The sequence below is a fragment of the Ciceribacter sp. T2.26MG-112.2 genome (genome assembly GCF_900492205.1).
In the GTDB taxonomy this organism is placed as follows: Bacteria; Pseudomonadota; Alphaproteobacteria; order Rhizobiales; family Rhizobiaceae; genus Allorhizobium; species Allorhizobium naphthalenivorans_A.
Genome location: NZ_UEYQ01000029.1, coordinates 1 through 13,637, shown reverse-complemented (window position 1 = coordinate 13,637; position 13,637 = coordinate 1). Strand labels below are relative to the sequence as shown.

Genomic DNA, 13,637 nt, shown 5'->3' with positions numbered 1-13,637 from the left:
AACTTAAAACAGTGACACGCAGGGCGCCCCGTTTCGATGATTTTTGCCACCCAGTTCCTTGTCCCTCTACAGCCCCGGAAACCGACGCCTTGGGTGCCGCACAGGCACGTCCCTTTTCAGGGAGGGGGACCGACTTAGGGCAGCCTGCGACATCCTCCCGCGTTTCAGAAGGACCCTTCGCAGCACCGTTCCCGCCTCGCCGGCAACGCTATCCGGTGTATCCGCGGCGGGACGGGCAAGAGTATCGCATGGCGGCGAAGCACGGGGACAACGGGGCGCCGAAAAAATGCGGGGCTGGAACAAATGGATGAACCGGGCGTTCATGAGTGGTTCATTCGCAAGCTTGTAGAAGAAGCGCATAAGGGAATACCCGAGGAGACACCCCTATGAATTATCTCAGGAAATTCGTCCTTGGCGCGGTGTTTGCCGCTGCGCTTCCCGCGCTCGCCGCGGCGGCGCCGGCCTATTCCACGGCTAATGTCAACATGCGCTCCGGGCCGAGCACGCAATACCCGCCGGTGCTGGTCATCCCCGCCGGAAGCCGGGTCGACATCCAGGGCTGCATGCAGTCGGCCAATTGGTGCGATGTCGCCTATGCCGGCTATCGCGGCTGGGTGTCGGGCAGCTATCTGCAGACGACCTATTCGCAGCGCCGCGTCTATGTCGACCCGCAATATTATCGCCCGCTGGGCATTCCGACGATCACGTTCTCGATCGGCAACTATTGGGATCGCCATTACCGCGATCGCGATTTCTACCGCGACCGCGACCGTTGGAGGGACGGCGAGTACCGGCCCCGCCCGCGTCGCGACGACGACGACTGGCGCCGTCCGCCGGTGCGTGATCCGGATTGGCGTCGCCCGCCGACCCGCGATGATGATGATTGGCGCCGCCCGCCGACGCGCGATCCCGATTGGCGCCGCCCGCCGACGAGGGACCCCGACGTTCGTCGTCCTCCGACGCGTGACCCTGACGTTCGTCGTCCGCCGACCCGCGATCCCGACGTTCGTCGTCCGCCGAAGCGTGACCCCGAGGTGCGCCGTCCGCCGAAGCGCGAGCCCGACAGCCGCCGCGACGACAAAACCGTCCCCAGCCCGAGGAAGGCCATGTGCCCGCCTGGCGAGCCCTGCCTGTTGCCTTGAGCGACACACGACCAATCAAGATGGAACGGCGATCATAAGATCGCCGTTTCGCTTTCATGGCCTTTGCACCGCGCGCAAAGGGATGGTCAGTAGGCCAGGGCCATTGAACTCCCCGGTTCTTTTCGATATGAGACCGCAACTTCGCCCATCGACCTGTTCGCGGGCGTTTCTTCCAAGGGGCGCCGGCGTGCGTCCATCAGCGCGGCGGTATCGAAGGCATGGCTCGCATCGTGATGAAATTCGGCGGAACCTCCGTCGCCAATCTCGAACGCATCTACAATGTCGCCCGGCATGTCAAACGCGAGGTCGATGCCGGCCACGAGGTGGCGGTGGTCGTGTCGGCAATGTCCGGCAAGACCAATGAACTGGTCGACTGGGTGCAGACCATGCCGAAGGTCGCCGGTGCGGATTCGCCGTTTTACGATGCGCGCGAATATGATGCCGTGGTCGCTTCGGGCGAACAGGTGACGTCGGGCCTTCTCGCCATCGCGCTGCAGTCGATGGGCATCAATGCCCGGTCTTGGCAGGGCTGGCAGATCCCGATCAAGACCGACAATGCGCATGGCGCGGCCCGCATCCAGGAGATCGACGGCACCGACATCATCCGCCGCATGGGCGAGGGGCAGGTGGCTGTCGTGGCTGGCTTCCAGGGCATCGGCCCGGACAACCGCATCGCGACGCTGGGACGTGGTGGCTCGGACACTTCGGCGGTGGCAATCGCCGCCGGCATCAAGGCCGACCGCTGCGATATCTATACCGACGTCGACGGGGTCTACACGACCGACCCGCGCATCGAGCCGAAGGCGCGGCGGTTGAAGAAGATCGCGTTTGAAGAAATGCTGGAAATGGCCTCGCTCGGCGCCAAGGTGCTGCAGGTGCGCTCGGTGGAGCTTGCCATGGTCCACAAGGTGCGCACCTTCGTGCGCTCGAGCTTCGAGGATCCCGATGCACCGGGCATGGGCGACCTTTTGAATCCGCCCGGTACGTTGATTTGCGATGAGGAAGAGATCGTGGAACAGGAAGTAGTCACCGGTATTGCCTATGCCAAGGATGAAGCGCAGATCTCGCTGCGTCGGCTTGCCGACCGGCCGGGTGTTTCCGCCGCGATCTTCGGGCCGCTGGCCGAGGCGCACATCAATGTCGACATGATCGTCCAGAATATCTCGGAAGACGGTACCCGCACCGACATGACGTTCACCGTGCCTTCGGGCGATGTCGACAAGGCGCTTTCCGTGCTCGGCGACAACAAGGGCACGATCGGCTATGACGTGGTGCAGAGCGAAAAGGGCCTGGTGAAGGTCTCGGTCATCGGCATCGGCATGCGCAGCCATGCCGGCGTTGCCGCCACGGCCTTCAAGGCGCTGGCCGAAAAGGGCATCAACATCAAGGCGATCACCACCTCGGAAATCAAGATTTCGATCCTGATCGACGGCCCCTATGCCGAACTCGCCGTTCGCACTTTGCATTCCTGCTACGGCCTCGATAAGAATTGATTCCGTAGAGCGGGTCCGCCTCCCGCCGCCTGGCGTCGCGGGCGGCGGTTCCGCCCGACCAATGACACATTCGGGAGCAGCCACGCGATGAGAGACCTTTCCGCGGGTCCGCGCGTCCTTCTCAAGCGGTTGCGCGAGTTGATGGCGGAACCGCTCGAGCCACAGGAGCGCCTTGACCAGATCGTTCGCCAGATCGCGAGCAACATGGTCGCGGAAGTGTGTTCGGCCTATGTGCTGCGCGCCGACGGGGTGCTTGAGCTCTACGCGACCGAAGGCCTCAACAAGGATGCTGTCCACCTCGCCCAGCTGAAGATGGGCCAGGGCCTGGTCGGCACGATCGCGGCGTCCGCCCAGCCACTCAACCTCTCCGACGCTCAGGCGCATCCGGCCTTCCGATACCTGCCGGAAACCGGCGAGGAGATCTATCATTCCTTCCTTGGCGTGCCGATCCTGCGCGCCGGCCGCAGTTTGGGCGTTCTCGTCGTGCAGAACAAGGCGCAACGCAACTACCGGGAAGACGAGCTTGAAGCGCTCGAAACCACCGCCATGGTTCTGGCCGAGATGATCGCGACCGGCGAACTGAAGAAGATCACCCGCCCGGGCCTGGAACTGGACCTGACGCGTCCGGTGACGATCGATGGCGACGGCTATAACGAAGGCATCGGGCTCGGCTATGTCGTGCTGCACGAGCCGCGCATCGTCGTCACCAACCTGCTCAACGAAGACACCGAGACGGAAATCCGACGGCTCGCCGACGCGCTCGGTTCGCTCAGGATCTCGATCGACGACATGCTGTCCAGGCGGGAAGTGTCGATGGAAGGCGAGCACCGCGACGTGCTCGAGACCTATCGCATGTTCGCCCATGACCAGGGCTGGGTCCGGCGCATGGAAGAGGCGATCCACAACGGACTTACGGCGGAAGCCGCGGTCGAGAAGGTGCAGAGCGACACCAAGGCGCGGATGATGCGCCTCACCGACCCCTATCTGCGCGAGCGGATGCACGATTTCGACGATCTCGCCAACCGGCTGTTGCGCCAGCTGACCGGTTTTTCGCCGCACAGCCAGACCGAGAGCTTTCCGGCCGATGCGATCGTCTTTGCCCGCGCCATGGGGGCGGCCGAGCTTCTGGACTATCCGCGCGCCAACCTGCGTGGCCTGGTGCTGGAAGAAGGCGCCGTGACCAGCCACGTGGTGATCGTGGCGCGCGCCATGGGCATTGCCGTGGTCGGCCAGGCGACGGGCGCGGTGGCGCTGGCCGAAAACGGCGACCCGGTGATCATCGACGGAGACGACGGCAAGGTGCATGTGCGGCCCGTGGCCGACCTGCAGAAGGCCTATGAGGAGAAGGTCAAGCTGCGCGCCCGCCGCCAGGAGCAGTTCCGCGCGCTGCGCGACGTCGAGCCGCTCACCAAGGACGGCAAGCGGATCACGCTGCAGATGAATGCCGGCCTGCTGGTCGACCTGCCGCAGCTTGCCGAATCGGGGGCAGAAGGCATCGGCCTGTTCCGCACCGAATTGCAGTTCATGATTTCCTCGACCATGCCGAAGGGCGAGGAGCAGGAGAGCTTCTATCGCAGCGTGCTGCGCCAGTCGGGCGGACGGCCCGTCACTTTCCGCACGCTGGATATCGGCGGCGACAAGGTGGTCTCCTATTTCCGCGGCCATGAAGAGGAAAACCCGGCGCTCGGCTGGCGGGCGATCCGCCTGTCGCTCGACCGGCCGGGCCTGCTGCGCACCCAACTGCGGGCGCTGCTGAAGGCGGCCGCCGGCGGCGAGCTGAAAATGATGTTGCCGATGGTAACCGAGGTCGGCGAAATCCGGGCCGTGCGCGAGCTGATGCAGAAGGAGGTGCAGCACCTCTCCAAGTTCGGTCATCCGCTGCCGAAGAAGCTGCAGTTCGGCGCCATGCTCGAAGTGCCGGCGCTGATGTGGCAGCTCGACGAGCTGATGCAGGAGGTCGACTTCGTCTCGGTCGGCTCCAACGACCTGTTCCAGTTCTCGATGGCGGTCGACCGTGGCAATGCCCGCGTCTCCGACCGCTTCGACGTGCTGGGCCGGCCGTTCCTCAGGATCCTGCGCGATATCGTGCGCGCCGCCAACCGGCACGAAACGCCGGTGACGCTCTGCGGCGAGATGGCGGGCAAGCCGCTTTCGGCGATGGCGCTGCTCGGCATCGGCTTCCGCTCGATCTCGATGGCGCCGACGGCGATCGGCCCGGTCAAGGCCATGCTGCTCGGGCTTGACGTCGACCAACTGAGCCGGGAGCTCAACACGGCGCTCGACGATCATCATTCGCATCTGCCGCTCAGGGACATCCTTGTCGGCTTTGCCGAAGACAACAATATTCCCCTCTGACCGAATATAACGTGGAGTAAAGGGTGGCGAAGCTTCCTGTCGAGAAAATGCGCGAACTCGAACGCCGGTTCGGCGAGATAGAGGCGCGCATGTCGGCGGGGCCTGCGGCCGACGTTTACGTCAAGCTCGCCTCGGAATATTCCGAGCTTCAGCCGGTGGTGAAGAAGATCCGCGAATACGAGACGGCGATCGCCGAGCTGGCGGGGTTAAAAGCCCTGCTTGCCGACAAGACGACCGACCGCGAGATGCGCGACCTCGCCGAGATGGAAATGCCCGACGTCGAGGCGCGCATCGAGGGTCTGGAAAAGGACATGCAGATCCTGCTCCTGCCCAAAGATGCCGCCGACGAGAAGAGCGCGATCCTGGAAATCCGCGCCGGCACCGGCGGGTCGGAAGCCGCGCTGTTCGCCGGGGACCTGTTTCGCATGTATGAGCGCTTCGCCTCCACCAAGGGGTGGAAGGTGGAGGTGCTGTCGGCCAGCGAAGGGGAAGCGGGCGGCTTCAAGGAAATCATCGCGACGATCACCGGACGCGGCGTGTTCTCCAAGCTTAAATTCGAATCCGGCGTGCACCGCGTGCAGCGCGTGCCGGAAACGGAAGCGAGCGGGCGCATCCACACGTCTGCGGCCACCGTCGCCGTGCTGCCGGAGGCCGAGGAGATCGACATCGAGATCCGCCCGGAAGACATCCGCATCGACACGATGCGCTCCTCGGGCGCCGGCGGGCAGCACGTCAACACGACCGATTCGGCGGTGCGCATCACCCATCTGCCGACCGGTCTCGTCGTCACCTCCTCGGAAAAGTCGCAGCACCAGAACCGCGCCAAGGCGATGCAGGTGCTGCGCTCCAGGCTCTACGACATGGAGCGGCAGCGCACCGACAACGAGCGCTCGGCCGATCGCAAGAGCCAGGTGGGCTCGGGCGACCGCTCCGAGCGCATCCGCACCTACAACTTTCCGCAAGGGCGCGTTACCGACCACCGCATCAACCTGACGCTCTACAAGCTCGACCGGATGATGGAGGGCGACATCGACGAAATGGTCGATGCGCTGATTGCCGACTACCAGGCCGGGCAGCTGGCGCAACTGGGCGAGCCGACATGAGCGGCGCGGCTCGGCTCGGCGCGGTCTTCGCCGAGACGCGGGCGGTGCTTACCGATGCCGGCTTTGCCGATGCGGCGATCGAGACGCGCATCCTTCTGGCCGGCCTGCTCGGGCTTTCGACGACGGAGATCTTCACGCAGGGCGACCGGCCGGTGACGGAGCGCGAACGCTCGGTGATCGCAGACGCGGTGGCACGACGACTGAGGCATGAGCCGGTCCACCGCATTCTCGGCCACCGCGAATTCCACGGGATCGACCTCAGGCTGTCGCCGGACACGCTGGAACCGCGGCCCGACACCGAGGTGCTCGTCGATGCCGTTCTGGCCCACCTGAAGCGCATGGCGGCGCAGAAGGCCGTCGTCAGCATCCTCGACATGGGCACCGGCACCGGGGCGATCGCGCTCGCCCTGCTGAAGGAATGCCCGCAGGCGCGCGCGCTCGGCAGCGATATTTCGCCGGGTGCCCTTCAAATCGCCGCGGCCAATGCCCATCTCAACGGCGTGGCCGAGCGGTTCGAGACGCGTGAGAGCGCATGGTTCGAGGCGATCGACGAGAGCTTCGACATCATCGTGTCAAATCCGCCCTATATACCCACGGACGTGGTCGAGTCGCTGGAGCCGGAGGTCAAGGATTACGACCCCCGCAAGGCGCTGGACGGCGGTCGGGACGGCCTGGAAGCCTATCGGGCGATCGCCGAAAATGCATCGCAGCATCTGCTTGCCGATGGCATCGTCGGTGTCGAGATCGGCTACGACCAGCGGGAAGATGTCGTGCAACTCTTTGAACAGAACGGATTTTCCCTGATCGAATGGCACCGCGACCATGGTGGCAATGATCGGGTCCTGCTGTTTACACGGTGAAGCCGGACGGCGACTTGCTGCGTATGCTAAGGATAATTGGGCTTTTGAAAGAAAAGGCTTGGTTTTCCAGATGAAGCGTAATAGTTTGCGGGCACGCAACGGGCAGCAGGGAATGAACGAGATTCGTTCGGGTCTGGGTTTGCCACGTTTTCATCTCGTGACCGGGCTTCACGGGACGAGCAAATCCCGATGCGTAACTCAGTAAACTTGACTATCACCAGCGGCACGAGAGCGATGGCGCAGTATGCCCGCGGCACGCAAAGCCTTGGTCCGGTCCGAACCAGAACCAACAGCGTTGCCATTTATCAGCACAACAGAAAAATTCAGGTGAATTATCGATGAGGCCAGGACAGCAGAACAAGCGCGGCCGCGGACGTAACGGCGGCGGCGGTGGTGGCAGCGGTAGCGGTGGCGGCAATTTCAACCGCAAGGGTGCCAACCCGCTGACCCGGACGTATGACAGTTCCGGTCCTGACGTGAAGATCCGTGGCACCGCCCAGCACATCGCCGAGAAATACGCGACGCTCGCCCGCGACGCACAGAGCGCCGGCGACCGGGTCATGGCGGAAAACTATCTGCAGCACGCCGAGCATTACAACCGCATCATAGCCGCCGCCCAGGCGCAGATGCAGGAGCGCTTCCAGCGCGACGACCGTGACGAACGGGACGATCGCGACGAGCGGGACGACCGCAGCGAATACAACGACCGCGATGGCGACGACATGGACGGCATGGACGAGCCGACGATCGGTTCGCAGGCCGCCCAGCCGCAGCAACAGCAGCGGCCGCAACCGCGACCCCAGCCGCAACCGCAGCAGCAGCCGCAGCGACCCCAGACGCAGCCGCGCCAACCGCGCCGCGAACAGCCGGAAATCGCCGGGACCGGGCCGCAGCCGGTGCTGGACGAGATGCCGGCCGAGGCTGTCGCCGCCGCCGCGGAAAGCGCTGTCGAGGGTTCGAGCGAGCGCCAGCCGCGCCGCCGCAACGCCGCCAGCCGTCCGCGCCGCCAGCCGCGCCGGGCCTCTGGTGAAGAGGGTTCGGAAGGCGGCGATGCAGCCACTCCGGCCGATGCGCCGGAACCGGCGCTTGCTCCTTCCGAGTGATCGGACAAGGCGATGATCGGATCGAAACCCCTTCTTCCTTTCGGAAGGAGGGGTTTTCGCTTTTTGGGGCAGATATCGACGCTGTCGACCGCCAGGCCGTTTGCCCCGCCCAGGAAAGGCTCTGGGTCGTGCGCGCTGGAATTGCGCTTCGTCAATCACCGAACTTTTGCCCTAAACCGCTCTTTAAACGCCGAAAATCCTTCCCCATATCTCGGTTGAAGGGACGAGGAAGTCCCACAGGGCCCGCCTTTTCAGGGGGTTCCATCTCAACCGCCGCGCTGTGCCGAACGGGCAGGGCGGCTACCGGAGACAGGCAGATATGAACATCGAAAAATATTCCGAGCGCGTCCGCGGCTTCCTGCAATCGGCCCAGACCCAGGCGCTGTCCGAGGGCCACCAGCAATTCACCCCCGAGCATGTGCTGAAAGTGCTGCTCGACGACGACCAGGGCATGGCGTCGTCGCTGATTGCCCGCGCCGGCGGTGACGCTAAGGAAGCCCGCATCGCCAATGACGCGGCGCTTGCCAAGCTGCCCAAGGTTTCGGGCGGCGGCGGTCAGGTCTATCTGTCGCAGCCGCTGGCCAAGGTGTTCACCACGGCCGAAGACGCCGCCAAGAAGGCTGGCGACAGCTTCGTCACGGTCGAGCGGCTGCTGCTGGCGCTGGCGATCGAGACCTCCGCCTCGACGTCTCAGACGCTGAAGAAGGCCGGCGTGACCGCGCAGGCGCTGAACCAGGTGATCAACGAGGTGCGCAAGGGCCGCACGGCCGACGGCGCCAATGCCGAAGCCGGCTTCGACGCCCTGAAGAAATATGCCCGGGACCTGACGGCGGAAGCCCGCGAGGGCAGGCTCGACCCGGTGATCGGCCGTGACGACGAAATCCGCCGCACCATCCAGGTTCTTTCGCGCCGCACCAAGAACAATCCGGTGCTGATCGGCGAGCCGGGCGTCGGCAAGACGGCGATCGCCGAAGGCCTGGCGCTCCGCATCGTCAACGGCGACGTGCCGGAAAGCCTGAAAGACAAGAAGCTTATGGCGCTCGACATGGGCTCGCTGATCGCCGGCGCGAAATATCGCGGCGAGTTCGAGGAGCGGCTGAAGGCGGTTCTGAGCGAAGTGCAGTCGGAAAGCGGCGAGATCATCCTGTTCATCGACGAGATGCACACGCTGGTCGGCGCCGGCAAGGCCGACGGCGCGATGGATGCCTCCAACCTTTTGAAGCCGGCGCTCGCCCGCGGCGAACTGCACTGCGTCGGCGCGACCACGCTCGACGAGTACCGCAAGCATGTCGAGAAGGACGCGGCGCTCGCCCGCCGGTTCCAGCCGGTCATGGTCAACGAGCCGAATGTCGAGGACACGATCTCGATCCTGCGCGGCCTCAAGGAGAAATACGAGCAGCACCACAAGGTGCGGATCTCCGATTCGGCGCTGGTGGCGGCCGCGACGCTGTCGAACCGCTACATCACCGACCGCTTCCTGCCCGACAAGGCCATCGACCTGATGGACGAGGCCGCCTCGCGGCTGAGGATGCAGGTGGATTCCAAGCCCGAGGAGCTCGATGAGCTCGACCGCCGCATCATGCAGCTGAAGATCGAGCGCGAGGCGCTGAAGAAGGAAACCGACGTCGCCTCGGCCGACCGGCTGAAGCGGCTCGAGGCCGAGCTGGTCTCGCTCGAGGAGGAGGCCGACGCGCTGACCGCCCGCTGGCAGGCGGAAAAGCAGAAGCTCGGTCTTGCCGCCGACCTGAAGAGGCAGCTCGACGAAGCCCGCAACGAACTGGCGATCGCCCAGCGCAAGGGCGAGTTCCAGCGCGCCGGCGAGCTTGCCTATGGCGAGATCCCGAAGCTCGAGAAGCAGCTGATCGAGGCGGAAGCCCAGGACGGCAATGCCCGTGATTCCATGGTGCAGGAGGTCGTGACCCCCGACAACATCGCCCATGTCGTCTCCCGCTGGACCGGCATTCCGGTCGACAAGATGCTGGAGGGCGAACGCGACAAGCTGCTGCGGATGGAAGACGAACTGGCGAAATCGGTGGTCGGCCAGGGCGATGCGGTGCAGGCGGTGTCGCGGGCGGTGCGTCGTGCGCGTGCCGGCCTGCAGGATCCGAACCGGCCGATCGGCTCGTTCATCTTCCTCGGCCCCACCGGGGTCGGCAAGACGGAGCTGACCAAGTCGCTCGCCCGCTTCCTGTTCGACGACGAGGCGGCGATGGTGCGCATCGACATGTCGGAATTCATGGAGAAGCACTCGGTCGCCCGCCTCATCGGCGCGCCTCCCGGCTATGTCGGCTATGAGGAAGGCGGGGCGCTCACCGAGGCGGTAAGGCGCAAGCCCTACCAGGTCGTGCTGTTCGACGAGATCGAGAAGGCCCATCCGGACGTGTTCAACGTGCTGTTGCAAGTGCTCGACGACGGACGCCTGACCGATGGCCAGGGCCGCACGGTGGACTTCAAGAACACGATGATCATCATGACCTCTAACCTCGGTGCCGAATACCTGACCGGTCTTCGCGACGACCAGGACAGCGAGGCGGTGCGCGGCGAGGTGATGGAGGTGGTGAAGGCCTCGTTCAGGCCGGAATTCCTCAACCGCGTCGACGAGATCATCCTGTTCCACCGGCTGCGTCGCACCGAGATGGGGGCGATCGTCGATATCCAGATGAAGCGGCTGGTGGCGTTGCTCGCCGAGCGCAAGATCGTCATCGACCTTCAGCCGGATGCGCGCGAATGGCTGGCCGACAAGGGCTACGACCCGGTCTATGGTGCGCGTCCGCTCAAGCGGGTGATCCAGAAGTTCGTCCAGGACCCGATGGCCGAGCAGATCCTGTCCGGCACGATCGCCGACGGCTCGACCGTCACCGTCAGCGCCGGCACCGACCGGCTGCTGTTTGAGACGGCAAAGACGGTCAGCGAAGCGGCCTGATCAAACGACCCACGTTCACGCAATGATGAAAGGCGGTCCCTTCGGGGTCCACCTTTTTGCCGTCATGACGGAGAGCCTTCTTGATAAGCTGGCGGACTGAACCAGTGTGACGCTGCTCGCGCGCCTCCTCAACCGGTGTCAGTTGCTCGCCATTTCCGGCGGCTTGCCGCCGGAGGTCAGCAGGGCGTCGATGCGCTGGCGTTCGGCCTCGAACTTGGCGAGCGTCTCGCCCTCGAGCGACTTGCCGCCGGGCAGGCGGACGCGCAAGGGGTCTACCTTGGTGCCGTTGACGATCAGCTCGTAATGCAAATGCGGTCCGGTCGACAGCCCGGTATTGCCGACATAGCCGATCACCTGGCCCTGGCGGACCGTCGCGCCCGGCTTCACGCCCTTGGCGATGGCGCTCTGGTGGTTGTAGGAGGTGACGTAGCCGTTGGCATGGCGGACCAGCGTCTGGTTGCCGTAGCCGCCACTGTCCCAGCCGGCCTTTTCCACCGTGCCATTGCCCGAGGCGATGATCGGCGTGCCGCGGGGTGCGGCCCAATCGGTACCGGTATGCATGCGAGAATAGCCGAGGATCGGATGGCGGCGCATGCCGAAGCCCGACTTGAAGACGCCGTTCGGCACGGGATTGCGCAGCAGGAACTGGCGGATAGACTTGCCGTTCTCGTCGAAATAGTCGACCGAGCCGTCATCCGGATTCTGGAAGCGGTAGAAGGTCGTGACCGTGTCGCCGAAGCGCGCGCGGACATAGAGAAGTTCGCTCTCGTCGGTCGCCTCGCCGTTCTCGTCCTCGACCGAGAAGAAGGCCTCGAGCGTATCGGTCGGCTTCAACTGCGCCTGGAAGTCGACATTGGCGGCAAGCAGCTTGACCACCAGCGCCGTCATGTCGCGGTTCATGCCGTAGGAGAGCGCGGCGCGATAGATGCCGTCATAGACGCGCGGCAGGTCGCGGGCGGAACTGGGCATTTGCGGGGCGTTCTCGTCGAAGGCGCCGGCCACGGCATCGAGCGGCGGCGGCTCTTCGCCGCCGACCAGCCGACCGGCATCATTGACCGCCAGCGTCACCACATGGCCCCGGTGGCGATAAAGGCTGATGCGCACCACCCGGGCCTCCTCGCCGCGCTGGATGATGCCGATGCGCAGCACGTCGCCTTCGGCAAGCTCGCTCCCACCGGCATGCGGCTCGAGCGCGCGGGCGATGTCGCCGGCCTTGGATTTCGGGTAGCCGGCGGCCATCAGCACTGCCTCGATCGGCTGCGGACTGCGAACCGGCAGGACGTCGTCGGCATATTCCGGCGTCTCGGGCGTCAGGATCTCCGGTTCGGCGACGCTCATGTTCTGCTCGACGACGCGGGCGGCAAGGCCCGCGGCGATGTCGACGCCGGCATCGCTGTCGAAGCGCTGCGGGTCGATGTAATAGAGCGCGGCGACCTGGGTCGAGCCGTCGGTGAGCACCGAGCCATTGGTGCGGACATTCTCCTCGACCTCGTCGAACGACATGCCGCCGGCAAAGGGCGTGGTGCTGCCGGAGACAGGGAAGGCCGTCGTCTTCAGGCTCACCTCGGATTCGACGTCCGAGCCGTAGATCGTGCCGGTGCGCACCGCGCCCGGCGCGACCTTCTCGTCGGCGGCGAAGATCGCCAGCGGATCGAAGGCGGGATAATTCTCCTGGGTCTTGTAGTTCATCGCCAGCTTCATCTTGACATGGGCGAAGGGCTGGCGCCGCACCACCTCGCGCTCGCCGTCATGGGTGACGGTCGAGACCTCGAGGATCGCCTTGTCGACCGGGCGGGCGGCGATCTTCGGACCGAGCAGCCGACCGCCGCGCGACACGCTCTTGAGGTCCGGGTCGGCGGCGGGGTCGCCGGTCGCCGCATAGGCCTCGGCCGGGATCGCCAATTGCTGGCGACCGTCGAGGGCGGCAAACAGGGCAACGCCCATCAGGATGCAGGAGGTGATGCCGGTCAGAAAGGTGCCGGACAGCCAGCGCAGCGAAATCTCCCGCCGGTCGGGCGCGCGGTAGCCATCCGCCAGGATCGGCGGCTCGGTTCCAAGCGATCGTACCATGCTTCGATCCGTCATCATCGGTTGGCTATCGTTCCCTTCGTGTCGCGCGCAGACCGCGCGCGCGGTCCTCCATACTGGCCGACCAGGCTGGCCGGCGCCATAATCAGCATGTTTTGGCCCGGTCCGTCAAACCTGGCCGGCAAACCTGGCCGGATCGGGCCTATAAGGAATGCGCGCGACAGTCTTCGACATGCTGTTAGAGAGCAATTGTGGAATTCCCGCGGCCGGGGATCAAGAAGCTGCGGGCGGGGTGGTCGGCAGGCGGGGAAAACCGGGCAGGGACGAGCGGATTTCGGCATCGGTACCGCGTGAAACTGTATTTCCCCATGTTTATCAATGGCCTGTCATATTTTGTGAGATTTTTGTAAGAGTACTGTTGACGGGAAAAGGGAGTGGCCGTATAAGCCGCTTCACCGAACGAGAGGGCGGCGCCGACGAGGCGAGCGGCACTCTGGTTCAAAAGAAATCTTCTGGAAATTGGCTGAGATGCTGATGGGTTGCCGGGCTTGATGGTTTGGCGGGAAGTTTTCGTGACGGTTTAGTATCGTCTGTTTTTTGACAATTGAAGATGAGAAGAAAGAGAAACGT

General features: G+C 64.7%; 8 protein-coding genes. 7 read left to right on the top strand and 1 reads right to left on the bottom strand.

Annotation, left to right across the window (positions count from 1 at the left end):
- Window positions 1-386 precede the first annotated feature (386 nt).
- From DYZ14_RS21555 to clpB, 7 genes are all read left to right on the top strand, one after another.
- Window positions 387-1,142 carry an SH3 domain-containing protein gene (locus tag DYZ14_RS21555; protein ID WP_154722610.1) on the top strand — a complete coding sequence of 252 codons (756 nt, stop codon included), beginning with the start codon at window positions 387-389 and terminating at the stop codon, window positions 1,140-1,142.
- Between the two features lie 218 nt (window positions 1,143-1,360).
- Complete coding sequence (locus DYZ14_RS21550) at window positions 1,361-2,635, top strand: aspartate kinase (RefSeq protein WP_154722609.1); 1,275 nt, start codon at window positions 1,361-1,363, stop codon at window positions 2,633-2,635.
- A gap of 87 nt (window positions 2,636-2,722) precedes the next feature.
- On the top strand, window positions 2,723-4,990 hold the full coding sequence (gene ptsP, locus DYZ14_RS21545; protein ID WP_154722608.1) for a phosphoenolpyruvate--protein phosphotransferase: 2,268 nt from the start codon (window positions 2,723-2,725) through the stop codon (window positions 4,988-4,990).
- A 23-nt stretch (window positions 4,991-5,013) separates the two neighbouring features.
- A complete protein-coding gene (gene prfA, locus DYZ14_RS21540) occupies window positions 5,014-6,093 on the top strand; it encodes a peptide chain release factor 1 (protein WP_154722607.1) in 1,080 nt (359 codons plus the stop codon).
- Window positions 6,090-6,953: a peptide chain release factor N(5)-glutamine methyltransferase gene (gene prmC, locus DYZ14_RS21535; RefSeq protein ID WP_154722606.1), complete on the top strand. Its 864-nt coding sequence runs from the start codon at window positions 6,090-6,092 to the stop codon at window positions 6,951-6,953. The genes prfA and prmC overlap by 4 nt, the downstream gene beginning before the upstream one ends.
- Window positions 6,954-7,291: 338 nt before the next feature.
- Window positions 7,292-8,056, top strand: coding sequence for a DUF4167 domain-containing protein (locus tag DYZ14_RS21530; RefSeq protein WP_154722605.1), 765 nt, complete (start codon window positions 7,292-7,294; stop codon window positions 8,054-8,056).
- Between the two features lie 319 nt (window positions 8,057-8,375).
- A complete protein-coding gene (clpB, locus tag DYZ14_RS21525; RefSeq protein ID WP_154722604.1) occupies window positions 8,376-10,979 on the top strand; it encodes an ATP-dependent chaperone ClpB in 2,604 nt (867 codons plus the stop codon).
- 138 nt (window positions 10,980-11,117) lie between these two features.
- On the opposite strand, the gene DYZ14_RS21520 is transcribed toward clpB, so the two are convergent.
- Entirely contained in the window at window positions 11,118-13,067 is a 1,950-nt protein-coding gene (locus tag DYZ14_RS21520; protein ID WP_154722603.1) for a M23 family metallopeptidase, read from the bottom strand.
- Window positions 13,068-13,637: the final 570 nt, after the last annotated feature.

Bases quoted from the DNA above. Each gene is read 5' to 3' on its own strand.
- DYZ14_RS21555 (WP_154722610.1), top strand. From the start codon at position 387: ATGAATTATCTCAGGAAATTCGTCCTTGGCGCGGTGTTTGCCGCTGCG.
- DYZ14_RS21550 (WP_154722609.1), top strand. From the start codon at position 1,361: ATGGCTCGCATCGTGATGAAATTCGGCGGAACCTCCGTCGCCAATCTC.
- ptsP (WP_154722608.1), top strand. From the start codon at position 2,723: ATGAGAGACCTTTCCGCGGGTCCGCGCGTCCTTCTCAAGCGGTTGCGC.
- prmC (WP_154722606.1), top strand. From the start codon at position 6,090: ATGAGCGGCGCGGCTCGGCTCGGCGCGGTCTTCGCCGAGACGCGGGCG.
- DYZ14_RS21530 (WP_154722605.1), top strand. From the start codon at position 7,292: ATGAGGCCAGGACAGCAGAACAAGCGCGGCCGCGGACGTAACGGCGGC.
- clpB (WP_154722604.1), top strand. From the start codon at position 8,376: ATGAACATCGAAAAATATTCCGAGCGCGTCCGCGGCTTCCTGCAATCG.
- DYZ14_RS21520 (WP_154722603.1), bottom strand. From the start codon at position 13,067: ATGATGACGGATCGAAGCATGGTACGATCGCTTGGAACCGAGCCGCCG.